Origin of the sequence: Streptomyces sp. NPDC048636 (assembly GCF_040650655.1) — a bacterium.
Lineage (GTDB): Bacteria > Actinomycetota > Actinomycetes > Streptomycetales > Streptomycetaceae > Streptomyces.
In genome coordinates, this window is record NZ_JBEZHR010000015.1 from 1 (window position 1) to 23540 (window position 23540).

At 71.8% G+C, this 23540-nt stretch carries 20 protein-coding genes and 1 pseudogene; 6 read left to right on the top strand and 15 right to left on the bottom strand.

Going from position 1 to position 23540, the window contains the following annotated elements:
- Nucleotides 1-91: 91 nt before the first annotated feature.
- Nucleotides 92-1321 carry a geranylgeranyl reductase family protein gene (locus AB0C66_RS29730; protein ID WP_362445340.1) on the bottom strand — a complete coding sequence of 410 codons (1230 nt, stop codon included), beginning with the start codon at nucleotides 1319-1321 and terminating at the stop codon, nucleotides 92-94.
- A 154-nt stretch (nucleotides 1322-1475) separates the two neighbouring features.
- Between AB0C66_RS29730 and AB0C66_RS29735 the strand changes: the two genes are divergently transcribed.
- On the top strand, nucleotides 1476-2882 hold the full coding sequence (locus AB0C66_RS29735; RefSeq protein WP_362445342.1) for a dipeptidase: 1407 nt from the start codon (nucleotides 1476-1478) through the stop codon (nucleotides 2880-2882).
- A gap of 674 nt (nucleotides 2883-3556) precedes the next feature.
- Here AB0C66_RS29735 and AB0C66_RS29740 read toward each other — a convergent pair.
- The 4 genes and pseudogenes from AB0C66_RS29740 to AB0C66_RS29755 form a co-directional block, all read right to left on the bottom strand.
- Nucleotides 3557-4588: pseudogene (locus AB0C66_RS29740) on the bottom strand (NUDIX domain-containing protein); the annotation flags it as partial.
- Between the two features lie 183 nt (nucleotides 4589-4771).
- A complete protein-coding gene (locus tag AB0C66_RS29745; protein ID WP_362445345.1) occupies nucleotides 4772-5698 on the bottom strand; it encodes a carbohydrate ABC transporter permease in 927 nt (308 codons plus the stop codon).
- Entirely contained in the window at nucleotides 5695-6609 is a 915-nt protein-coding gene (locus AB0C66_RS29750) for a sugar ABC transporter permease (protein WP_362445347.1), read from the bottom strand. The genes AB0C66_RS29745 and AB0C66_RS29750 overlap by 4 nt, the downstream gene beginning before the upstream one ends.
- Before the next feature lie 12 nt (nucleotides 6610-6621).
- Complete coding sequence (locus AB0C66_RS29755) at nucleotides 6622-7905, bottom strand: ABC transporter substrate-binding protein (RefSeq protein ID WP_362445350.1); 1284 nt, start codon at nucleotides 7903-7905, stop codon at nucleotides 6622-6624.
- Nucleotides 7906-8291: 386 nt separating this feature from the next.
- Here AB0C66_RS29755 and AB0C66_RS29760 point away from each other — a divergent pair, with 386 nt between their 5' ends.
- Entirely contained in the window at nucleotides 8292-10166 is a 1875-nt protein-coding gene (locus AB0C66_RS29760) for an NPCBM/NEW2 domain-containing protein (protein WP_362445353.1), read from the top strand.
- Nucleotides 10167-10300: 134 nt separating this feature from the next.
- Here the strand turns inward: AB0C66_RS29760 and AB0C66_RS29765 are convergent, their stop codons facing one another.
- The gene (locus AB0C66_RS29765) at nucleotides 10301-11275 is read right to left on the bottom strand and encodes an ROK family protein (RefSeq protein ID WP_362445356.1); all 975 of its coding nucleotides are present in this window, start codon (nucleotides 11273-11275) and stop codon (nucleotides 10301-10303) included.
- A gap of 133 nt (nucleotides 11276-11408) precedes the next feature.
- On the opposite strand from AB0C66_RS29765, the gene AB0C66_RS29770 reads away from it, so the two are divergent.
- The gene (locus tag AB0C66_RS29770; RefSeq protein WP_362445359.1) at nucleotides 11409-12473 is read left to right on the top strand and encodes a LacI family DNA-binding transcriptional regulator; all 1065 of its coding nucleotides are present in this window, start codon (nucleotides 11409-11411) and stop codon (nucleotides 12471-12473) included.
- A gap of 186 nt (nucleotides 12474-12659) precedes the next feature.
- Nucleotides 12660-13112 carry a hypothetical protein gene (locus AB0C66_RS29775; protein WP_362445362.1) on the top strand — a complete coding sequence of 151 codons (453 nt, stop codon included), beginning with the start codon at nucleotides 12660-12662 and terminating at the stop codon, nucleotides 13110-13112.
- Nucleotides 13113-13118: 6 nt separating this feature from the next.
- Here the strand turns inward: AB0C66_RS29775 and AB0C66_RS29780 are convergent, their stop codons facing one another.
- Nucleotides 13119-13502, bottom strand: coding sequence for an SHOCT domain-containing protein (locus AB0C66_RS29780; protein ID WP_362445365.1), 384 nt, complete (start codon nucleotides 13500-13502; stop codon nucleotides 13119-13121).
- 183 nt (nucleotides 13503-13685) lie between these two features.
- On the opposite strand from AB0C66_RS29780, the gene AB0C66_RS29785 reads away from it, so the two are divergent.
- Nucleotides 13686-14315, top strand: a complete 630-nt coding sequence (locus AB0C66_RS29785; RefSeq protein ID WP_362445368.1) for a GAP family protein — start codon at nucleotides 13686-13688, stop codon at nucleotides 14313-14315.
- Between the two features lie 44 nt (nucleotides 14316-14359).
- Here the strand turns inward: AB0C66_RS29785 and AB0C66_RS29790 are convergent, their stop codons facing one another.
- The 6 genes from AB0C66_RS29790 to AB0C66_RS29815 form a co-directional block, all read right to left on the bottom strand.
- Nucleotides 14360-15682, bottom strand: coding sequence for a hypothetical protein (locus AB0C66_RS29790; protein ID WP_362445371.1), 1323 nt, complete (start codon nucleotides 15680-15682; stop codon nucleotides 14360-14362).
- A gap of 408 nt (nucleotides 15683-16090) precedes the next feature.
- Nucleotides 16091-17380, bottom strand: coding sequence for an aldolase/citrate lyase family protein (locus AB0C66_RS29795; RefSeq protein WP_362445374.1), 1290 nt, complete (start codon nucleotides 17378-17380; stop codon nucleotides 16091-16093).
- A 181-nt stretch (nucleotides 17381-17561) separates the two neighbouring features.
- Nucleotides 17562-18524: an electron transfer flavoprotein subunit alpha/FixB family protein gene (locus AB0C66_RS29800; RefSeq protein ID WP_362445376.1), complete on the bottom strand. Its 963-nt coding sequence runs from the start codon at nucleotides 18522-18524 to the stop codon at nucleotides 17562-17564.
- 54 nt (nucleotides 18525-18578) lie between these two features.
- A complete protein-coding gene (locus AB0C66_RS29805; RefSeq protein WP_362445379.1) occupies nucleotides 18579-19364 on the bottom strand; it encodes an electron transfer flavoprotein subunit beta/FixA family protein in 786 nt (261 codons plus the stop codon).
- A gap of 200 nt (nucleotides 19365-19564) precedes the next feature.
- Nucleotides 19565-20110 carry a flavin reductase family protein gene (locus AB0C66_RS29810; RefSeq protein WP_362445382.1) on the bottom strand — a complete coding sequence of 182 codons (546 nt, stop codon included), beginning with the start codon at nucleotides 20108-20110 and terminating at the stop codon, nucleotides 19565-19567.
- 196 nt (nucleotides 20111-20306) lie between these two features.
- Nucleotides 20307-20633 (bottom strand): thioredoxin family protein, encoded by a 327-nt coding sequence (locus AB0C66_RS29815; protein WP_362445385.1) that lies wholly within the window; start codon nucleotides 20631-20633, stop codon nucleotides 20307-20309.
- Nucleotides 20634-20852: 219 nt separating this feature from the next.
- Between AB0C66_RS29815 and AB0C66_RS29820 the strand changes: the two genes are divergently transcribed.
- On the top strand, nucleotides 20853-21584 hold the full coding sequence (locus AB0C66_RS29820) for a lysophospholipid acyltransferase family protein (RefSeq protein ID WP_362445388.1): 732 nt from the start codon (nucleotides 20853-20855) through the stop codon (nucleotides 21582-21584).
- 72 nt (nucleotides 21585-21656) lie between these two features.
- On the opposite strand, the gene AB0C66_RS29825 is transcribed toward AB0C66_RS29820, so the two are convergent.
- A complete protein-coding gene (locus AB0C66_RS29825; RefSeq protein ID WP_362445818.1) occupies nucleotides 21657-22721 on the bottom strand; it encodes a low specificity L-threonine aldolase in 1065 nt (354 codons plus the stop codon).
- On the bottom strand, nucleotides 22718-23503 hold the full coding sequence (locus AB0C66_RS29830; protein ID WP_362445391.1) for an SDR family NAD(P)-dependent oxidoreductase: 786 nt from the start codon (nucleotides 23501-23503) through the stop codon (nucleotides 22718-22720). Before AB0C66_RS29830 ends, AB0C66_RS29825 begins: the two co-directional genes overlap by 4 nt.
- Nucleotides 23504-23540: the final 37 nt, after the last annotated feature.

Below are 23540 nucleotides of genomic sequence, written 5' to 3' on the forward strand. Positions count from 1 at the left end.
CCGCGAGGACGACCCTCCGCCTTGCGATCGCACGCCCCAGACGCCGCGGGGCCCGCCCTCCGGGCGAACGGCGCTACTTTCGAAACACGCCCTAGCCGCGGTCCATGGCCGCCAGGGCGCGGCGGGCGGCCGGATGGGTGCGGACGAGGTCGGCGAGGGTGGCGGTGCCGCGCGTGATCTTGGTGAACGCGCGCCATGCCGGGCGGAATCCGGTGATCGCGGCGTGGAACATCCCGGGGCGGCGGGCGAAGGCCGCGTACATCCGGCGTCCGACGCCCATCTCCACGCCCAGCCCCGCCTTGATCGCGAAGGCGTAGTTGAGGGCCTGGCGGCGGGCGTCGACCGCGTCATGGGCCTCCGCGACGCGGACCGCCCACTCCCCCGCCAGACGTCCCGAGCGCAGGGCGAAGGAGATGCCCTCACGGGTCCACGGCTCCAGCAGCCCGGCCGCGTCCCCGCACACCAGCACCCGGCCCCGGGAGAGCGGGGAGTCGTCGGAGCGGCAGCGGGTGAGGTGGCCCGAGGAGATGCTCGGCTCGAATCCGGCGAGGCCGAGCCGGGCGATGAAGTCCTCGAGGTAGCGCTTGGTCCCGGCGCCCTCGCCGCGCGCGGAGATGACACCGACCGTCAGGGTGTCGCCCTTGGGGAAGACCCATCCGTAACTCCCCGGCATGGGGCCCCAGTCGATGAGCACCCGGCCCGCCCAGTCCTCCGCGACCGTCGCCGGTACCGGGATCTCGGCCTCGAGACCGAGGTCCACCTGGTCCAGCTTCACACCGACATGGGCTCCTATGCGGCTGGCGCTGCCGTCCGCGCCGATCACGGCGCGGGCGAGCACCGTCTCGCCGTCGGCGAGCACCACGGCGACGGTGCGGCGGTCCGGTACCGAGGGGCCGTGCTGTTCGACGCGGGTGACGGCGACGCCGGTACGCACCCGGGCGCCCGCGTCCTTGGCCGCCTCGACCAGACCGGCGTCGAACTCCGGCCGGTTGATGAGACCGAAGAGCACCTGCTTGGACCGGCGGGTGCGGGTGAGCTTGCCGTTCATCGAGAAGGTCACCGCGTGCACCCGCTCGCGCAGCGGCAGTTCGAAGCCGGGCGGCAGCGCTTCCCGGGACGGACCGATGATGCCACCGCCGCAGGTCTTGTAGCGGGGCAGTTCGGCCTTCTCCAGCAGCAGCACCCGGCGGCCCGCGCAGGCGGCGGCGTGGGCGGCGGAGGCGCCCGCGGGGCCCGCGCCGACCACCACCACGTCCCACACCGACTCGTCGCCTGGCGCTGCCGGGGACTCTCCGTTCCGGTCCGTGTTGTCGCTGCTCACGTGTGCTTCCGCTCCCAGTCGGCCGACCTGATCACCCTGCGTCCCCCCACCGTCCGCATCCTACGGCGCGGTGGTGGGTGACCCCGCTGTGGGATGATCGCGGCACCGGATCAAGCCGTACACACGTGCCCATCACAGCACAGGAGTGTCCCCCATGGAGCAGGCACCACACGTCCCGGCCACGGACCGCGCCGACCGCGCCGAGCACACGGCCCTCGCCGCGACCGTCGCCGCCCTTCAGCCGCGTGCCAAGCGGGAACTGGCCGAATTGGTGGCGTTCAAGTCGGTCGCGGACCCGGCGCAGTTTCCGCGCAGTGAGTGCGAGGCGGCGGCGCGATGGGTGGTGCAGGCCCTGGAAGCCGAGGGTTTCCGGGATGTCGCGGCGCTGGACACCCCGGACGGCACCCAGTCCGTCTACGGGCTGCTCCCCGGCCCGGCGGACGCGCCGACCGTGCTGCTCTACGCGCATTACGACGTGCAGCCGCCGCTGGACGAGGACGCCTGGATCTCCCCGCCGTTCGAGCTGACCGACCGCGGCGGCCGCTGGTACGGACGTGGCGCGGCGGACTGCAAAGGTGGCTTGATCATGCACCTCACCGCCCTCCGTGCGCTCAAGGAACACGGCGGTGTCCCGGTCAACGTCAAGGTGATCGTGGAGGGTTCGGAGGAGCAGGGCACCGGCGGCCTCGAGCGCTACGCGGAGGCCCATCCTGAACTGCTGGCCGCCGACGCGATCGTGATCGGTGACGCGGGGAACTTCCGGGTCGGGCTGCCGACGGTGACGGCCACGCTGCGCGGGATGACACTGCTGCGGGTGTCGGTGGACACCCTCGAAGGCAATCTGCACTCCGGCCAGTTCGGCGGGGCGGCGCCGGACGCGCTCGCCGCGCTGATCCGGATGCTGGACTCGCTGCGCACCGAGGACGGTTCGACGGCGGTCGAGGGCCTCGCGTCGGACGCGGTGTGGGAGGGGTTGCAGTACGCGGAGGAGGACTTCCGCAAGGACGCCAAGGTGCTGGACGGGGTCGAGCTGATCGGCTCGGGCACGGTCGCGGACCGCATCTGGGTGCGCCCGGCCGTCACGGTACTCGGCATCGACTGCCCGCCGGTGATCGGCGCGACCCCGTCGGTACAGGCGAGCGCGCGGGCGCTGGTGAGCCTGCGCGTGCCGCCGGGGGTGGCCGCGGGCGAGGCGAACCGACTGCTGACCGAGCACCTCCGGGCGGCGGCGCCGTGGGGGGCCAGGGTCGCGGTGGAACAGATCGGCGAGGGCCAGCCGTTCCGCGCGGACACCGGCAGCCCGGCGTACGAGGCCATGCGGTCGGCGATGCGCGTGGCGTACGACGGCCAGGAGATGGCGACCGCGGGTCAGGGCGGCTCGATTCCGCTGTGCAACACGCTCTCCTCGCTCTATCCGGAGGCGGAGATCCTGCTGATCGGGCTGAGCGAGCCCGAGGCGCAGATCCACGCGGTCAACGAGAGTGTCTCGCCGGAGGAGTTGGAGAAGCTCTCGCTCACCGAGGCGCTCTTCCTGACCTCCTACGCGGCGGGCAAGGGCTAGGGCGGGTCCGCAGAGTACCGCCGGGCCCGCGACGCCTGGCACGCACGCTCGCCGCGTTGTGGGGATCATCCGCGGAGCCCCTCCCCGGACTCCGTCCGGGGGTGCCCCCGCGAGAACGACCCTCCGCCTTGCGATCGCACGCGCCCCCGGCCACCGCCGGGAGGTGCCTCCGCGCCGGACACCGCGGACCGCCCCACAAAGATCCACACCCCACCGGCCGGGCCCGGCCGCGCCCTTCAGCGAGCGGCCGGGCCCGCCGGACCCGCCGAGGGCCGGGCCCCGGCACTCAGCGGATCCCGGCGCTCGGCCCACCCCGGGGCTCGCGCGGGCGCAGGCGCTCGGCCCGCCCCGGCACTCGACGGGCCGCGGCGCTCAGCCCGCCCTGGCGCTCGCCGGACCCGCCGCTCGTCCGGCCCCGCACTCGTCCGACCGGGCCGCCCCTCCGGGCGGTCCGGGCCGGGAGGCGGCCGGGGCGAGGGCCCGCCGGGGACCGGCACTCGGCCCGCCCCCGCACACGGCGGACCCCGCCGCTCGTCGGCCCGGCCGGGCCGATGGGCGGCTGGAGCGAGGGGCGGGGGCGGTCAGTCGTCCGGGGGGCCGCCGCCCACACCGCCCGCCGCGGCGGTCCGGCGGTCGGACAGCGTGGCTTCCAGGGCGTCCGCGTCCAGGGGGCGGCCCGCGGGGACGCCCGCCTCGAGGTAGAGGGGGCGGCCCTGTTCCCGGGCGCGCAGCGCCCAGCGCAGCCGGTGCAGCCGTACCGGGGGCAGCAGCCCGGCGGCCTCGGCCTCGGTGACGAAGCGCCAGCCGCGCAGTTCCGAGCCGGGCAGCAGCAGATCGCGCGCGGCCTCCGTGGTGAGGCGGCCACCGTCGAAGAGCAGGCGCAGACCGCCGAAACCGGGCGGCTGGGGCCGTTCCCAGTCGGCGACCAGCAGCCGCAGCGGGGCGTCGAGCCGGAGCCCGAGTTCCTCGGTGACCTCCCGCACCCCGGCGTACATCGGAGCCTCTCCCGGCTCGACCACTCCGCCGGGGAACTCCCAACCGGGTTTGTAGGTGGGGTCGACGAGCAGCACCCGGTCGTCCTCGTCGAAGAGCAGCACCCCCGCCGCCAGCGTCGCGGCCGTCGGCTCGGGTGTCTGCACGATGTCGCAGTGCCCGGCGCCGTCGCGGACGGCGTCCGCGATATGCGCGGCCGTCTGGCGCGGGGTGAGCCCGGTGGTGTCCACGACATGGGCGTCGGTGGTCAGCCAGCCCAGGGCGGCACGGTAGGGCGCGAGGTGATCCAGGCACCAGCGGCGTACGGACTCATTGGCGTCCGCGTCGCCGGGGATCTCCTCGCGCTCGGCTATTCGCTCGCGAAGGATCGTTTCATCGGTGTGCAGCAGAACATGCCGGACCGGTATCCGACGGGCGGCGAAGCCACCGAAGATCTCATCCCGGTACTCCTGTCTGAGGACTGTCATCGGGACCACCAACGCGCCCCCGACCTCCGCGATCAGGGCCGCCCCGGTGTCCACGACCAGCCGTCTCCAGGAGGGCAGGTCCTGATAGTCGGACACCTCCTCCAGACGCTTGCGCGGCAGCAGCCTCCGCAGACCGTCGCCGACCAGCACCGGGTCGTAGAAGGTGCTGCCGGGCATGACGTCCACCAACTCGCGGGCCGCGGCGGTCTTGCCCGCGCCGAACGCACCGTTCAGCCAGACGATCACATTTCCCCCTATTCCATCGCCTCCTGACAGTTGCCCGCATCACCCTGCCATGGAAACGCGCGATCGCACCGGAGTGCGGGATCCCGCCGGATCCCGCCCGATCCGGCCGTACCCCGCCCCCTCGCACACCACACACGCTTCGCGCCGCCGCGGGACCCGCGGCGGCGCGAAGGGGGTACCGGCTCAGCCCTTGCTGGCGCCGAGGGTCAGTCCGGCGATGAAGTGCCGCTGGAGCAGCAGGAAGACCAGCACCGTGGGCAGTGCCACGATCACCGAACCCGCCGCCAGCAGGTTGTAGTCGGTGAAGAACTGCCCGCGGAGGTTGTTCAGGGCGGAGGTGACCGGCAGCTTGTCCCCGTTGGAGATGAAGACCAGCGCCCAGAGGAAGTCGTTGTACATCCAGGTGAACTGCAAGGTCGCCAGGGCCGCGAGCGCCGGCCGGCACAGCGGGAGGGTGATCCGCCAGTACTGCGTCCACACCCCGGCGCCGTCCACCCGTGCCGCCTCGACGATCTCCATCGGCAGTGTGCGCATGAAGTTGGCGAGGACGAAGACGCAGAAGCCGACCTGGAAGGCCACCTGGACGGCGAGCACCGCCCAGTAGGAGTCGTACATCGTCATCGAGTCCGACATCCAGTACGGCAGGTCGATCTTGTTGAAGAACACATAGAGCGGGGTGACGATGACCTGCTGCGGCAGCAGATTGCCCGCCGTGAACACCATCAGCAGTACCAGTCCGCCGCGCATCTGGAGCCGGGTGACCGCGAAGGCCACGAACGAGGCCAGGAAGAGCGTCACCACCACCCCGGGCACCGCGATGATGAGCGAGTTGACGAAGTACTTGCCCATACCGGAGTCGCTGAACGCCTGCTGGTAGTAGTCGAACGACAGATGGCGCGGCAGCGAGAAGTAGCCATGTTCGGCGGTCTCCTCGTACGGGCGCAGCGAGGCGTAGACGGCGAGCAGCAGCGGCGCGAGGAAGGCCAGCGAGACGGTCATCAGAAAGGCGTGCACACCGAGCCTGCCGAGGCGCACCCGGGGACGTGTGCGCTTGGCGGGTTCCATGGGGGCGGTGGGCCGTACGGCGGCCGACCGCGTGGTGACGGTCATCCCTTCTTCTCCCCTCGCAGCTCCTGGACCAGATAGGTCACGATGAATCCCAGGGACACGGTGAGCAGGACGACGGCGATGGCGGATCCGAATCCGATTCTGCTGGCCTCACCGATGATGTTGTCGGTGACCAGGACGGAGAGGAGTTCAAGTCCGTTGCGGCCGTGGTTGATGGCGTAGACGATGTCGAAGGCGCGCAGCGCCTCGATGACGGTGATGACCAGGACGATCACATTGACCGGCCGCAGGGTGGGCAGCACGATCCGGAAGAACGTCTGGACCTCATTCGCCCCGTCGATCGCGGCGGCCTCCTTGAGTGAGGCGTCCACGGATTTCAGCCCGGCCAGGTAGAGGATCATCACATACCCGGTGTGCCGCCACGCCGCGGCGATCAGCACCATCCAGATATTGAGGTCGGGGTCGCCGAGCCAGTCCACCGGAGCGTCCTCGTTACCGAGTACGGCGTTGAGCGCGCCCTGGTCCCGTGAGAAGACCAGCTGCGCCATAAAGCCCACGATGGCGAGCGAGAGCACCACCGGCATATAGATGGTGGACTGGTAGAACCTGCTGAAGCGGACGCCGCGGTCGATGAGGACCGCGAGCAGCAGCCCGAAGGGCGTGGCGACGAGACCGAGGAAGGCCAGCCAGAGCAGATTGTTGCGGACGGCGGGCCAGAACGGCGGATAGTCGCTGAAGAGAGCCTGGTAATTGTCCGCGCCCACCCACTTGATATCGCCGATCCCGTCCCAACTGGTGAAGGACAGGCCGATGGAGGCCAGGGTCGGGCCCCAGATGAGGGCCAGATCGATCAGGACGGGTATGCCCAGCAGCACACCGATGACGGCGAGGTCGCGGCCCGTGAACTTCCGCGGCCCCGTCCGTCCGGCACGCCGCGCGGTCTTGAGCGGCACTGCGTGACTCCCCTAGCTGGCGGCGAAGATGGTCTTCTTCTGGGACTCGATGTCCTTGGTGAGACCGTCGATGTCGTCGGGCTTGTTGATGAACTGCTGAATGGCCCGGATCATGACCTGGGAGGCGAAGTCGGGGCGGGTGTCACGGTCCATGAACTGCGATATCTGCTTGGCGCCGGAGACCAGTTCCGCCGCCTTCTTCTGGAGCGCGTTGTAGGAGTCCGTGGACGCGCCCTTGTGGACCGCGACATTGTTCGGGTCCCGCATCAGGTACTTCTCCTCGGCGGCCGGAGTCGCGAGGTACTTCAGCAACTCCTTGGCGTCCTTCTGCCGCTTGGACTTCTTGGAGAGCAGAAAGCCGTCGATCGGGGCCTCGACCGCGTCCTGGCCGTAGGCGGAGTCGATCTCCGGGAACGGGAAGAAGTCCAGATCGCTGCGGTCGGCGTCGGAGAACTGCTGACCGGGGTGGGGCAGTCCGAACACCGCCATCCCGGACTTCTTCTGCGCCAGGCTCTGCGCCGCCTCCTGCCAGGTCCGTCCGTTGGCGCCCTGCTGGTGGTACGGCATCAGCCCGCGCCACAGGTCGAAGACCTGCTTGACCTTGGGATCGGTCCACGACTCCTTGCCGCTCATCAGGGAGATGTGGAAGTCGTAGCCGTTGGCACGCATGTTGAGGTAGTCGAAGGTGCCCATGGCCGGCCAGCCGTCCTTGTCGCCGAAGGCGAAGGCGTCGAGGCCGTCCTTGTCCATGCGCTTGGCGAGGGCCCGGTACTCGTCGAAGGTCTTGGGTATCTCGTAGCCGCGCTGCTCGAAGACGCTCTTCCGGTAGAAGACCGCCCACGGGTAGTAGTAGTACGGCACGAAGTACTGCTTGCCGTCCTTGCCCGTGGACTGCGCCTTGAGCGCCCCGGAGAACCCGTCGAAGCCCTCCCAGAGGTCGCTGATGTCGGCGAGCAGACCCTGCTGGGCGAAGAACTGCATGCGGTATCCGGCGAACCACATGAAGACGTCGTCCGGAGTGCCCTTGAGGTAGCGGTTGATGTTCTCCTGGAACGACTCGTGGTCAACGGTGTTGACCTTGACGCTCTTGTCGGACTTCTTCTCGTAGGCCTTGAACACCTCGGCGAACGCCTTGCGCGGTACGGCGTCCGAGGCGTTGGAGCCGATCTTCACTTCCTTGCTCGGACCACCGCAGGCGGCGAGCAGCGTCGGGAGGGCGACCGCCCCGGCTCCGGCCGCGGTGCCCCGCAGCAGCGCACGGCGGGAGATCCGATGTTCTGACGATGACTGTGCCATGTCCCCCTCCACAGAGGTTAAATCCAACACAAACGCACGTGAGTGAATGGATCACACTCCCCAGAAGCCCCACCGTCAAGGGTTTTGCCGAGCTATCGCACAACTGTTATCAGTTCGCTTCCAACAGACTCCAACATGCTCTACCGTAAACGCTCGTAGCTGTTGCGGCCATGACAGGCCGGAACAGACGCCGAGAGCAGAGGAGTCGCACGGTGCGCCATTCGTCTCTTCGTACGGCCCGGTCAAGATTCCTAGGATGTCTGGGAGCAGCCCTCCTCGCCGCGGTGGGCCTGACCGTCCCCGCCGCCGCAGATACATCCCCTGCCACCAAGGACACGGCCTCAACGTCCGCACCAACCAAGGGCGGGCTCGCACTCACCCCTCCGATGGGTTTCAACAACTGGAACTCCACCCAATGCGGGGCGGAGTTCAACGAGGACATGGTCAAGGGCATGGCCGACCTCTTCGTCTCCAAGGGGCTGAAGGAGGCGGGCTATGAGTATGTGAACCTCGACGACTGCTGGGCGCGGCCCGAGCGTGACACCGAGGGAAAGCTGGTCCCGCACCCCGAGCGCTTCCCGCACGGCATCAAGGCCGTCGCCGACTACGTCCACTCCAAGGGCCTGAAGATCGGCATCTACACCAGCGCGGGCACCAAGACCTGCGATCGGATCGGCTTTCCCGGGGCGCTCGGCCATGAGGAGTCCGACGCCCGGCAGTTCGCCGGCTGGGGCATCGACTACCTCAAGTACGACAACTGCAATAACCAGGGCATCGACGCCAAGCAGCGCTACCGGACCATGCGCGACGCACTGAAGAAGGCGTCCGGGGCCACCGGCCGCGAGATCGTCTACAGCATCTGCGAATGGGGCGAGAACAAGCCATGGGAGTGGGCCGAGGGCGTCGGCCAGCTCTGGCGCACCACCGGCGATATCAGCGACACCTGGGGCAGCATGCTGAACATCGCCAAGCAGAACCTGCCGCTGGCGAGGTACGCGGGCCCCGGCCACTGGAACGACCCCGATATGCTCGAGGTCGGCAACGGCGGGATGACGGACACCGAGTACCGCAGCCACTTCTCCCTCTGGTCGATCATGGCCGCGCCGCTGCTGATCGGCACCGATCTGCGCAAGGCCACCCCCGAGACCTACGAGATCCTCGAGAACCGCGAGGTCATCGCGGTCGACCAGGACCCGCTGGGCAAACAGGGCGAGGTGCTCTCCACCAAGGACGGGCGCTGGGTCATCGCCAAGGAGATGAAGGACGGCAGCCGGGCCATCGCGCTGTTCAACGAGACCGACCAGCCACAGCACATCTCCACCACCGCGGCCGCGGCCGGGCTGCCCGAGGCCGAGGCGTACCGGCTGCGCGATCTGTGGCAGCACCGCAGCTACCAGACCGCCGGTGCCGTCTCGGCCACCGTCCCGGCCCACGGCACCGTGCTCTACCGCGTCTCCGCCGACCGGAAGTGGGCCTCCTACCCGCCCGCCGCCGACCTCGGCCTCAAGGGCACCTCGATGACCGAGGCGACGTCCCCGGCCACGCTGGACACCGCCTTCACCAACCTCGGCCGCGGCGCGGCCCGTTCGGTCAAGGTACAGCTCACCGGGGCGGCGGGCTGGAGCGTCGGGGCCACCTCACCGTCCCGCGCCACCTCGCTCGGCTCCGGCCGGACGCTGACCACGCACTGGCGGCTGACCCCGCCCGCCGACGCCGAGCCCGGGGCGTACGACCTGAAGGTGGGCGCCGACTACCGCTCTCCGCGTGGCGCCAAGGCCCGTACGGCGCTGTCCTCGACCGTCCATGTGGTGGTGGCCCCGCCCGCCGGGGGCTCCTCCGCGGGCGATGTGCCATGGGTGAGCGCCAGCAACGGCTGGGGGCCGGTGGAGCGGAACACCAGCGTCGGTGAGGAGGCGGCGGGCGACGGCCATCCGCTGACCATCGGCGGCACGACCTACGCCAAGGGCCTGGGCGCCCATGCCCCCAGTGAGGTCACGTACTACACCGGCGGCCGGTGCGAGACGTTCACGGCACAGGTGGGCGTGGACGACGAGAAGGCCGCGGTCGGCACCGTCACCTTCGAGGTGTGGGCCGACGGCCGGAAGGTGGCCTCGACCGCCACCCTGACGACCGCCGACTCCGCCGAGACGGTCTCCGCCAAGATCGACGGTGCCATGTCCGTACGGCTCGTGGTGACCGACGCCGGGGACGGCAACAACAGCGATCACGCCGACTGGGCCGACGCGGGGTTCAGCTGCTGACGTCACCCCCACCGGACGGGCCCCTCCCCGCCCCTGCCCCGTCTCCGCACCCGGGCAGCACGGGAAGGGGCCCGTCGTTCTCGTCAGCTGGCAGAAGCAGTGGATCCGGGCGGCTGACGGCGGGGCTGTGGGCCTCAACTCCCCGTCGGAGTCGGACTGGTGAGGCGGAATCCCTCCAGTGGCAGTGCCTGCGCCGCCGCGGCGGCCGCGCCGACCAGTCCCGCGTCCGTGCCCATCTGCGCCGGGACCACTTCGAGGCCCTGGACGTACGACAGGGTCGCGTAGGAACGCAGGGCGCGCCGCAGGGGCGCGAACAACACCTCGCCCGCGCCCGCCACTCCGCCGCCGACCACCGCGAGCTCGATCTCGACCAGGGTGGCGGTCGCGGCGATCCCGGCGGCCAGGGCCTGTGCCGCGCGCGCGAACGAGCCCTGCGCGACCGGGTCCCCGGCCCGCGCGGCCACGGCGACGGCCTCGGCGGTGGTGTCCCCGTCCGGGCCCGGGCGCCAGCCGCCGTCCAGCGCCCGGCGGGCGATATTGGGGCCGCTGGCGATGCGCTCGACACAGCCGCGCGCCCCGCACGGACACAGGTCCCCGTCGAGGTCGACGCTGATGTGGCCGATATGCCCGGCGTTGCCGGTGGGGCCGGGGTGCACCCGGCCGCCCAGCACCAGCCCGCCGCCGACACCGGTGGACACCACCATGCACAGGGCCGCGGTCCGGCCGCGGGCCGCGCCCTGCCAGTGCTCGGCGGCGGTCATCGCCACCCCGTCCCCGACGAGGGTCACCGGCAGCTCACCGGTGGTCTCCCGGACCCCGGCGACCAGCGGGAAGTCACGCCAGCCGGGGATGTTGACCGGGCTGACGGTCCCCACGGAGGCGTCCACCGGGCCCGCGCTGCCGATCCCGACGGCGGCGACCCGGGCCCAGTGCCCGCCAGCCGACAGCTCCCGCAGCACCGCGGAGACCTCCCGCATCACCGTGGCGCCGTCCTCCCGCGCGGGGGTGGCGCGGCGGGCCCGTACGACCGGGTTGCCGCCGCCGTCCACCAGTGCGCCCGCGATCTTGGTGCCGCCGATGTCCAGTGCGGCGATGAGGTCACATGGCATGGATGTCGACTCTCCTGGTGGGCCCGGCGCCTAGGGTGTGTGCGGGACCAGTCTTCCTGCCGCTGACAACGTTGTCCAGAGGCTATGCTCGACACCCCTCCGCCACCACGACCAGCGACGGGACGAGCGCACCGTGACCGACACCGCCCCGGGCTCCGCCGACCGCACCACCGCACACCGCTACGGCACCCGGCCCACGATGAAGGATGTCGCCGCCCGGGCCGGGGTAGGGCTGAAAACCGTCTCACGCGTGGTGAACGGCGAACCGGGGGTCACCCCGGACACCGAGCGGCGCGTCCGGGAGGCCATCACCGCGCTCGGCTTCCGCCGGAACGACAGCGCCCGCATCCTCCGTAAGGGCCGTACCGCCAGCATCGGCCTGGTCCTGGAGGACCTGGCCGACCCCTTCTACGGACCGCTGAGCCGCGCGGTGGAGGAGGTCGCCCGCGCCCACGGGGCGCTGCTGATCAACGGCTCCAGCGCCGAGGACCCGGACCGGGAGCAGGAGTTGGTGCTCGCCCTGTGCGCCCGGCGGGTCGACGGTCTGGTGGTCATCCCGGCCGGGCACGACCACCGCTATCTGGCTCCCGAGATAGCGGCGGGGGTCGCCACGGTCTTCGTCGACCGCCCGGCGGGCCGGATCGACGCCGACGCCGTGGTCTCCGACAGCTTCGGCGGGGCGCGGGAGGCGGTCGCCCATCTGATCGCCCACGGCCACCGCAGGATCGGATTCCTCGGTGACCAGCCGAGCATCCACACCGCCGCCGAGCGGTTGCGCGGCTATCGCGCCGCGATGGCCGAGGCCGGGCTGCCGGTCAAGGACTCCTGGGTCTCGCTCGGGCCGACCGATCCGGTACGGGTGCGGGCGGCGGCCACCGCGGCGCTGGAGGCCGCGGAACCGGTCACCGCGCTCTTCGCGGGCAACAACCGGGTGACCGTCACCGTCGTCCGGGTGTTGGCGGAACGGCCCGCGCCCGCGCCCCCGGTGGCCCTCGTCGGCTTCGACGACTTCGAGCTGGCCGATCTGCTCTCCCCCGCCGTCACCGTCGTCGCCCAGGACGCCGCCCAGCTCGGCCGTACCGCCGCCGATCTGCTCTTCCGGCGGCTGGACGGTGCGGGTGGCGAGCCCCGACGGGTGGTGCTGCCGACCCGGCTGATCCCGCGTGGCTCCGGCGAGCTGCCCCCGGCCGCGTCCTGAGCCCGGCCGTACGCCGCACTCGCCCGCACCCTGGACCCCGGCCGTACGCTCCCCCGCCCGCGCGCTGCACCCCGGCCGTTTCCTCTCCTCTCCTGAACGGACCCGCCCCGGTTGCCCCGTCCCCGGGCCGCCCGCAGGGTGATTGCGGAGGACCGGGACCCCGGCCGCCGGGACGAGGGAGACGCGATGAGCGGGCGCCGAACGCGGACGATCTGCGCGGTGAGCCTCATGGCCGCGCTGGCGCCGGCCCTCGCCGGCTGCTCGGACGAGAGCGGCACCCCGTCGTCCGCGGTGTCCCGGGCCTCCGCCGCCGTGGCGTCCTCGACCGCGTCGGCCAAGGCCCAGCTGGACAAGATCAAGGGCGGGTCGAAGGCCACCCGGGACGTGACGGCGGGCCCCGTGTCGTTCAACGGCCAGGGCCGGGCCGTCGCCCGGCTGACCGTGACCAACTCCGCGAAGCGGACGGCCTCGTACACGATCCTGGTCAACTTCCGCGACGCGCACAAGGACCTGGTCGACGCCGTGGTGGTCAACGTCCGCTCGGTCGCGCCGCGCACCCCTGTGAAGGCCACCGCGCGCAGCCACCGTGAACTCTCCGGCAAGGTCACCGCGCAGATCGGCACCGCGGTACGGTACTGAGCTCTTTCAGGCGGCGAGCACCTTGGCCTTCGCCTTCTCGTACTCCTCGGTCGTGATGTCACCGTGGTCCTTGAGCTCCACCAGCCGTGACAGCTCCTCCGCGCGGCCCGTTCCGGCCGTCGTGCGCACGAACTCCCGGAAGTCCTCCTCGGCCTTCTCCGCACGGGCCATCTGGCGGCTGCCCATGCCCCGGCCCCGCGCCATCAGGTACACGAAGACGCCCAGGAAGGGCAGCACCACCACGAAGACGGACCAGCCCGCCTTGGCCCAGCCGCTCAGCGAGTCATCGCGGAAGACATCCCCGAAGACGTGGAACAGCAGCATCAGCCACAGCACCCAGAGAAAGATCCACATCGTGGTCCAGAACACATTCAGCAGTGGGTAGTCCATCGTCTGCCTCCCGTCGGACACGCCCGGCGGGACCCATGTGAGGGGCCCACCCGGGCCCACGTCCCAAGCCTACGTCCGCGGACCGGACCGCCCCGGTCGGCGCAAGCCCGCGTGCCGGACGGACGCGGGTGCGCGGCAATGGAGCCAGGGAGAAGAAGAGGACGGACGGCGCGAAGGGCGGCCATGGAGCTCCAGATCCTTCCGCTCGCCGTCACCATGATGGCGGGCCCGCAGATCGTGGCCGACGTGATCCTCGTGACCACGCGGCGGCCGGTCCGTACCTCGCTGGCGTTCCTGCTGGGCGTGGCGGTCGCCACGACGGCCGGAGTCGCCCTCACCCGGGGGATCTTCGCGCTGCTGGGCGCCGCGGTCTCCCCGGGCAGTCCCGGGGACCGCGGCGCGGCCGCGACCGTGCTCCAACTGGTGCTGGTCGGGCTGCTGGTGGCGGTCGCGGTGAAGAACTATGTGCAGCGCGAGACGGTGGAACCGCCGAAGTGGCTGGGCTCGCTGATGGAGGCGGGCCCCGGCAAGGCGCTGGTCACCGGGGTCCTGATCGTCCTGCTGATGCCGTCGGACATCCTGGTCATGCTGACCGTGGGGGCCTCGCTGGAACAGCATGGCGCGGGGCTGGTGGAGGCGTTGCCGTTCATCGGGCTCACCGTGCTGATCGCCGCGCTGCCGCTGCTGGTCTATCTGCTGTTCGGCAGCCGGGCGCGGCAGGCCATGCCCCGGTTGCGGGAGTGGCTGAACAGCCATAGCTGGGTGGTCAATATCGCGGCCTGCCTGATCTTCATCGTGCTGATCCTCACCTGAGCCGGGGGCGAGCCGGAGCCGGGTCGTGGCCGGGGGCCGGGGTATCAGCCCTTGAGGCGACCGCGGTCCGCGGGGCCGGTGCGGCCCGTCGCGGCCAGCAGGGCGATCACCGCGAGCGCGGCCAGCAGGATCAGCGCCAGGAACACCACGGTGAGCACGGTGGGGTGGTTCCACAGGGCGAACACCGCGACCGGCACCAGCAGCGCGGCTACGGTCAGCCCGCGCCGGTGGTCCGCCGTCCAGGTACCGGCCCGCCCGGTGCGCATCCCGTGCGCGGCGCCCCAGCGGGCGGCCGTGTCGGCGGCGCGGTCGGCGGCGCCGCGCGCCGCGCGCGGCAGCCGTCCGGGCCCGGAGAGGTACGCGCCGAGGGCGACCACGAGGGAGAGCACCAGCACGGTGACCACGGTGACCCGCAGGAAGCGCACCACCGTGTCGAAGATGACCGAGGCGGCGGTGCGGGAGAGCACGCTCGGCGGTACGTGGTCCAGGTAGTAACGGCGGCCCACGACCAGGGCGAGCGCGAGCAGGACCGAGGCGGCCGCGGCACCCAGGGCGGCCCGCGCCAGGGCGCGGCGGCGCCGGTGGGCCAGCAGGACACCGGCGCCGCCGAGGACGAAGGTCAGCAGTGGGAGCCAGTTCCCGGCCAGGTCCAGCAGCCGGGCGGAGCGCCGGATGGTGTCCAGTTGGTCGGAGTGGAAGAGGATCAGCTTCTGGTTGAAGTCGGGGATGCCGTCGGCGGACGGGAACCCGGCGGCCACCAGCTGGTGTTTGACCCGTTCCACGGCGGGGCCGACGTTGAGGACGACGGTGTCGCCCTCGACGCCGACCGGGCCCTGGCGCTTGCCCGTCAGGGCGTCCACGACGGCGGTGTGGGCGGCCCGGTTGGCGCCGGTCCACACCGCGGCGAACTGCTCGCTGTGCACGATGTGCGCGGCGACCTTCCGCACCGCCTGGTCGAGGGCGGAGTCCAGCTGCGGGGCCAGCCCCTCGACGGTGTCGGCGGCCTTCGGCGGAAGGCCCTGGGCGCGCATCCAGTCGGCGATGTCGGCGGTGAACCTCCGGCTGTCGCGGCGCATATCGACGGCCTCACCGACCCGCTGTACGGCGGTGTCCTGGATGGCCGGGTCGTTGGCGAGCGGGGCGACGGTCGCCACGAAGCGGTCGGTGTTCAGGACGTTGTCGTGGACCCACACGGTCAGCACGGACACCGGGACGAGCAGACAGGCCAGCACGATCAGCAGGGCCGAGAGGGCGCTTCTGACAAGCCGTCCGGGCCCGCCCGGCCACGCCCCATGGCCGTCCCGCCCGGCCGGGGCGAACGGCTGTGGCGGGGGCGTACCCGGCGGCTCGTCATGGGCGCTCGCCATGCCACCATCTCCCGCCCTCCCCGGCCCCACCGCATCCCGGGTGACACGTCCGGGTGAGCCGATGTGACCGCCCGGCTCAGGCACCCACCGGGACGCCCCCGGCGAGCGCGTGGAGCCCGGCCCGTCCCGCCCGCGACGGCGGGCGCCGCACCCCGGGCAACCCGTCCCGGTAAGCGGATACGCCCCAGCGGGTCAGACACCCGGACAACGAACAGACGGGGCGCGCGGAAGCATGCCGGGGCCGGACAGCGGGACGGCCGGACGGCGAGCGGCCGGGACGCGCGGACAGCGGGCGTGCGGCGGGGCCCCGGACACAGCGCGCCGAACCCGCCGGGGCGCCCCCCGGCGAACGCGTCGAGCCCGGCCGCGGGTCAGCCCCTTCGGTGGGAAGGCGGGCTCCCCCCGGGCTCAGTTCGGGGGGCCGGCCGGGGGGCGGCCGGCCAGGGCGTCGAGCTGGGTGCGGGGGACGCCGGTGAGGTGTTCCACCTCGGCGGGGTCCAGCGCTCCGCAGTCCAGACCGCGCAGCAGATGGCCGCTGAGCGCCCGCGCGGTGGCGGGCTCGTCCATGACGGCGCCGCCCGCGCGCCGTACGTAGGCGGACAGCCGGGCCGCGGCCGTCTCCAGGCCCTCGCGGTAGAAGCCGTAGACGGCGGCGTAGCGGGTGGGGAGATGGCCCGGGTGCATATCCCAGCCCTGGTAGTAAGCGCGGGCCAAGGAGCGCCGGACGAGGCGGTGGTGGAGCCGCCAGGCGTCGTGGACACGCTCGGTGGGGCCGACGGGGAGGACGTTGGTGGAGCCGTCGGAGAGCCGGACACCGGTACCCGCGGCGGCCACCTGCATCACCGCCTTGGCGTGGTCGGCCACGGGGTGGTCGAGGGACTGGTGGGCGGGGCTGACACCGCACGCCGCGCTGTAGTCGAAGGTGCCGTAGTGCAGCCCGGTGGCGCGGCCCTGGGCGGCGTCGATCATCCGGGCGACGGTGGCGCGGCCGTCGGGGCCGAGGACGGCCTGGGTGGTCTCGATCTGGATCTCGAAGCCGAGCCGGCCCGGTGCCAGCCCGCGGGCCCGCTCGAACTCCTCGCACAGCCGCACCATGGCGGTGATCTGCTCGGGATGGCTGACCTTGGGCAGGGTGAGCACCAGGCCGTCGGGGAGACCGCCGGAGTCCAGCAGCCCGGTGAGGAAGATGTCCAGGGTGCGGATGCCGCGGTCGCGGACGGCGGCTTCCATGCACTTCATACGGATGCCGACGGATGGCGGCGCGGTGCCCTCCGCGTGGGCGGCGGCGACGAGGGAGGCGGCGCGGGCGGCCGCCGCGTCCTCCTCGGCGTCGGGGCGCGGCCCGTAGCCGTCCTCGAAATCGATGCGCAGATCCTCGACCGGTTCGCGCTCCAGCTTGGCGCGCATCCGCCGGTGGACGGGCTCGGCGAGGTCGTCGGGAAGGCCGAGGACCGCGGCGAGGGAGGCGGCGTCCGGGGCGTGCTCGTCCAGGGCCGCCAACGCCTGGTCGCCCCAGGAGCGGACGGTGTCGGCGGTGAAGGCGTCGGCCGGGACGTAGACGGTGTGCACCGGCTGCCGGGTGCCGGGGTCGCCGGGGTAGCGGCGGGCGAGTTCGGCGTCGACGGCGGCGAGGGAGGCGGCGATACCGTCGCGCACGGCTCCCGGAAGGCTGGTCTCCACCGTTTCGCGCCGGACCATTCCCGCACCTCCACGTCATGTACCGACCGCGCCGGATCCAATTTCAACAATTCGTTGAATGAACGTATCCGGGCGCCGGGGGCGGGTCAACACCCGCGCCCGGCGGGCGGGAAGGCGCCATGACGGCCGTGGGGCCCGTACGCGGTGTGCGTACGGGCCCCACGGACGGGCTCGGCGGAGATCAGCCCTTGCGGGTCTTGACCTCTTCGGTGAGCTGCGGGACGACCTCGAAGAGGTCTCCGACCACGCCGTAGTCGACCAGGTCGAAGATCGGGGCCTCGGCGTCCTTGTTGATGGCCACGATGGTCTTCGAGGTCTGCATACCGGCGCGGTGCTGGATCGCGCCGGAGATGCCCGCCGCGATGTACAGCTGCGGGGAGACCGACTTACCGGTCTGGCCCACCTGGTTGGTGTGCGGGTACCAGCCCGCGTCCACCGCGGCGCGCGAGGCACCCACGGCGGCACCCAGCGAGTCGGCGAGCGCCTCGACGACGGGGAAGTTCTCCGCGCCGCCGACACCGCGGCCGCCGGAGACCACGATCGCGGCCTCGGTCAGCTCCGGGCGGCCGGTCGACTCGCGCGGGGTGCGCGAGGTGACCTTGGTGCCGGTGGCCTGGTCGCCGAAGGAGACGCTGAGCGGCTCCACGGTGCCCGCGGCCGGAGCGGCCTCCGGGGCGGCCGAGTTGGGCTTCACGGTGATGACCGGCGTGCCCTTGGAGACCCGGGACTTGGTGGCGAACGCGGCGGCGAAGACCGACTGGCTCGCCACCGGACCCTCGTCACCCGCCTCCAGGTCGACGGCGTCGGTGATGATGCCGGAGCCGATGCGCAGCGCGAGCCGCGCCGCGATCTCCTTGCCCTCCGCGGAGGACGGCACCAGCACGGCGGCCGGGGACACTGCCTGGTACGCGGCCTCCAGCGCGTCCACCTTCGGGACCACCAGGTAGTCGGCGAACTCGGGGGCGTCGGCGGTGAGGACCTTGACCGCGCCGTACTCGGCGGCGGTGGCGGCGGTGGCCTCGGCACCGGAGCCGAGGGCCACGGCCACGGGCTCGCCGATCCGGCGGGCCAGGGTCAGCAGCTCCAGGGTGGGCTTGCGGACGGCACCGTCCACATGGTCGACATAGACGAGGACTTCAGCCATGGGAATCGCTCTCCTGCGAAATGCGAGATGTCGGGGGCGGTAGGACGGCGCGGCTCAGATGAACTTCTGGCCGGCCAGGAACTCGGCGAGCTGCTTACCGCCCTCGCCCTCGTCCTTGACGATCGTGCCCGCGGTACGGGCCGGGCGCTCCGTGGCGGAGTCGACCGCGGTCCAGGCACCCTCGAGACCGACCTCGTCCCCGTCGATCTCCAGGTCGTCCAGGTCCCAGGAGGTCACCGGCTTCTTCTTGGCGGCCATGATGCCCTTGAAGGAGGGGTAGCGGGCCTCGCCCGACTGGTCGGTCACCGACACCACCGCCGGGAGCGACGCCTCCAGCTGCTCGGTGGCCGTGTCACCGTCGCGGCGGCCCTTGACGGTGCCGTCCTCGACCGAGACCTCCGACAGCAGGGTCACCTGCGGCACGCCCAGCCGCTCGGCCAGCAGCGCCGGCAGCACGCCCATGGTGCCGTCCGTGGACGCCATGCCGCAGATCACCAGGTCGTAACCGGTCTTCTCGACCGCCTTGGCCAGCACCAGCGAGGTGCCCAGCACGTCGGTGCCGTGCAGATCGTCGTCCTCGACATGGACGGCCTTGTCCGCCCCCATGGACAGCGCCTTGCGCAGCGCGTCCTTGGCGTCCTCCGGGCCCACGGTCAGCACCGTGATCTCGGCCTCGTCGGCCTCGTCGGCGATTTGCAGCGCCTGCTCGACCGCGTACTCATCCAGCTCCGAGAGCAGGCCGTCCACATCGTCGCGGTCGACAGTCAGGTCTTCGGCGAAGTGCCGGTCGCCGGTGGCGTCGGGCACGTACTTCACACAGACAACGATCCTCAAGCTCACGCCGGCTCTCCTACTGCATCGTCTCTTCCGAGCTGCCTTGTGCTGGCAGCATAGGCGCCCTCGGGGGCGGTATCCGTTCGGTTCCCGGTCGGGGCGGCCCATGCACCGAACCAAATATTACTCGCCAGTACACCCACCACTTTCCCCGTTCGCAACCCACGTGAACTGTGACGTTGCCAACGGCGGCGCGGCGGGACTTCTCAGTCGCGCAGCGCGTTGAAGCGCCCCTGGTGGTACAGGAGCGGGCGGCCCGCCGCCGCCGGGTCTCCCGCGGTCACCTCGCCGATGACCACATGATGGTCCCCCGCCGGTATCCGTGCCACCACCCGGCACACCAGCCACCCCAGCACCCCGTCCAGCAGCGGCACTCCCTCCGGCCCCGAGCGCCAGCCGGTGCCCGGTCCGAAGCGGTCCGCACCGCTGCGGGCGAAGGTCGCGGCCAGCTCGCGCTGGTGCTCCCCCAGGACATGCACCCCGACATGGGCGGCCTCGGCGATCACAGGCCAGCTCGAGGAGGCGGTGCCCACACCGAAGGAGAGCAGCGGGGGCTCGGCGGCGACGGAGACGAGCGAGGTCGCGGTGAACCCCACGGGCCGCTCGCCCTGCGCGGTGATCACGGCGACCCCGGCCGCGTGCCGCCGGAAGACCGAGCGGAGCAGGGCGGAGGGGTCGACGGCGGCGGAGGGGCGGGAGGAGGGTTCGGACGCGGCGAGCCGGGGGGTGCCCAGTTCGGGCGATGCCGTCATGGAGGTGCCCTTCTGCGGGAGAGTACGAGCGGGGGGAGCCATGGGGTCGTCGTCGCTCACCCGCCCGGACAGCGTGCGCTCGCGGTCCGCACCGGATCCACGTGCACGCGTCCGTAGAGAAGGAGTCCAGGCCGCATGCCGTTCACCCTGACGAGGCCCGGAGCACACCGTCAAGTCCGGGCGGGGATGGGGGTCGTCACACCGCATCACCCAGCGCGGCGATGACATCGGCCCGGCGGGGCTGTCCGGCGGCGCGGCGGACGATCCGGCCGGAGCCGTCCAGCACCAGCACGGTGGGGGTCCGGTCGATCTCCAGCGCCCGCACCAGCTCCAGCCGCGCCTCGGCGTCAACCTCCAGATGGGCGACACCGTCCACCATCGCGGCGACCTCGTGCAGGGTGCGCCGGGTGGCCCGGCAGGGCTGACAGAAGGCGCTGGAGAACTGTACGAGCGTGGCCCGCCGCCCCAGCTCCCCGCCCAGGTCGGCGGCGCTCAGCCGGCCGCTCCGCTCACCGTCGCGCACGCGTGTCCCCCTGCCTTTCGCCGTCCTTCAGTCATCCTTCGTACAGCGTTCCCGGAGCCGTGGGGATTCCCGACGTGATGAGGATCTCCCGGCACGGGGGTGTCGGGCGGTAGCCCCAGGTGCCGACATCGGGCAGCATCTGGCAGAAGCCGCATACCTACGGCCGCGTAACTTCCGCCGGGAGAGCCCTCCCCGGGAACATCGACGAAGGGTCCCTCTATGGCAGAGCTCGTCTACCCGCCGGTCATCGGCGTCGCCCGCACCATGTTCAAGGCGCTGGATCTGCGCTTCGACATCAAGGGCACCGAGAATGTCCCGCAGCGGGGCGGCGCGGTTCTGGTCAGCAATCACATCGGCTATCTCGACTTCGTCTTCTGCGGGCTGACCGCCCTTCCGGCGAAGCGGCTGGTGCGGTTCATGGCGAAGGAGTCGGTCTTCCGGCACAAGATGTCCGGGCCGCTGATGCGCGCGATGAAGCACATCCCGGTGGACCGGGCGGCGGGCATGGACGCGTACAAGCACGCCCTGAAGGCGCTGCGCTCCGGCGAGATCATCGGGGTCTTCCCGGAGGCCACCATCTCGCGCTCGTTCGCCCTGAAGAACTTCAAGTCGGGCGCGGCCCGGCTGGCCCAGGAGGCGGGCGTTCCGCTGCTGCCGATGGCGCTGTGGGGCACCCAGCGGCTGTGGACCAAGGGCCATAAGCGGGCGCTGGGCCGCAACCACTTCCCGATCACCATGCGGGTCGGCGAGCCGATGGAGGCCGACCCCGCCGAGCCGTCGGACTCCCTGACCGAGCGGCTGCGGGGCCGGGTCCAGGAGCTGCTGGAGGCGGCGCAGCGGGCGTATCCGGTGCGGCCGAAGGGTCCGGAGGACACCTGGTGGGTCCCGGCCCACCTCGGCGGTACGGCGCCCACCCCGGCGGAGGCACTGGCCCTGGACCGCGGCCGTTAGCCACCCACACACGACGACGGACGGGGGCGGGCCGCCTGAGCGGTCCGCCCCCGTCCGTCGGTCGGCCTCCGGCTACGCCTTGCCGAGCTCTTCCTTCAGCGCCGCGATGAAGCCGTCGACGTCCTCCTCCGTGGTGTCGTAGGAGCACATCCAGCGCACATCTCCGGCCGTCTCGTCCCAGAAGTAGAAGCGGTACCGCTTCTGGAGGCGTTCGCTCACGTCGTGCGGCAGCCGGGCGAAGACCGCGTTGGCCTGGACCGGGTAGAGGATCTCCACCCCGTCCACCCCGCGGACGCCGTCGGCCAGCCGCCGGGCCATGGCGTTGGCCTGGCGGGCGTTGCGCAGCCACAGATCGCGCGCGAGCAGCGCCTCGAGCTGGACGGAGACGAACCGCATCTTGGAGGCGAGCTGCATGGACAGCTTGCGCAGATGCTTCATGGCGCGCCCGGCGTCCGGGTCGAGCACCACCACGGCCTCGCCGAACAGCATGCCGTTCTTGGTGCCGCCGAACGACACGATGTCCACGCCCGCCACATTGGTGAACGACCGCATCGGCACATCCAGGGACGCGGCCGCGTTGGATATCCGCGCCCCGTCCAGGTGGACCTTCATCCCCCGCTCATGGGCGTGGTCGCAGATGGCCCGGATCTCGTCCACCGTGTAGACGGTGCCCAGCTCGGTGTTCTGGGCGATCGAGACGACCTGCGGCATCGCCCGGTGCTCGTCGTCCCAGCCCCACGCCTGGCGGTCGATGAGGTCGGGGGTGAGCTTGCCGTCCTCGGTGGGGACGGTGAGCAGCTTGAGCCCGCCGACGCGCTCGGGGGCACCACACTCGTCGACGTTGATATGCGCGGTCTCGGCGCAGATGACGGCGCCCCAGCGGTCGGTGAGGGCCTGGAGCGCGACGACGTTGGAGCCGGTGCCGTTGAACACCGGGAACGCCTGGGCGTCGGGGCCGAAATGGCTACGCATGATGAACTGGAGGTGCGCCGTGTAGTCGTCCTCGCCGTAGGAGACCTGATGGCCTTCGTTGGCGAGGGCGAGCGCGGCGAGGATCTCCGGATGCGCGCCCGCGTAGTTGTCGCTGGCGAATCCGCGTATCTCGGGGTCGTGATGGCGACGGGCGTCGGTCCTCACGGCTTGGGGGTCAGCCACAGGCGGGTTCCGTTCACTTCCTGCGCGGGCCGGTCCCAGACTCCGGTGATGGCCTCGGCCAGCTCCTTGACGTCCGTGAAGCCCGCGAACTTCGCGTTGGGGCGTTCCGCGCGCATGGCGTCGTGCACCAGCGCCTTGATCACCAGGATGACAGCGGCGGCCGACGGTCCGCTCTCGCCCCCCAGTTTGCGGAAGGAGTCGCCGAGCGCGAGCGTCCAGGCCTCGGCGGCGGCCTTGGCGGCGGCGTACGCGGCGTTGCCCGCGGTGGGCTGGGACGCGCCCGCCGCGCTGATCAGCACATAGCGGCCCTTGCCGCCGCGCTGGAGGGCGTCGTGGAAGGCCAGCGAGGTGTGCTGGGCGGTACGGATCAGCAGGTTGTGCAGGGTGTCCCAGTCGGCGAGCGGGGCGTCGGCGAAGGTCTTGCTGCCGCGCCAGCCGCCGACCAGATGGACCAGTCCGTCGATCCGGCCGAACTCCTTCTCGGTGCGGTCGGCCCACTCCCGGGCCGCGCCGAGGTCCAGCAGGTCCACGGTCTCGCCGGTGACGGTGGCGCCGCCATGGGCGTACCGCGCGGCGTCCACGGCCTCGGCCAGCCGTACGGGATCGGCGTCGGAGGCCACGACGGTGGCTCCGGCCTCGGCGAGCCGGAGCAGTGTGGCGCGGCCCGCGGGGCCCGCCGCCCCCGCCACCGCCACGACCGCACCGTCGAGCGGGCCCTTGTCGCCCGGCTCGTTGGGGGTCGGGCTCGACGTCGGTGTGGTCATGGTCGTTGCCTCCTCGGTCTTGGCTGCCTGATGTCCG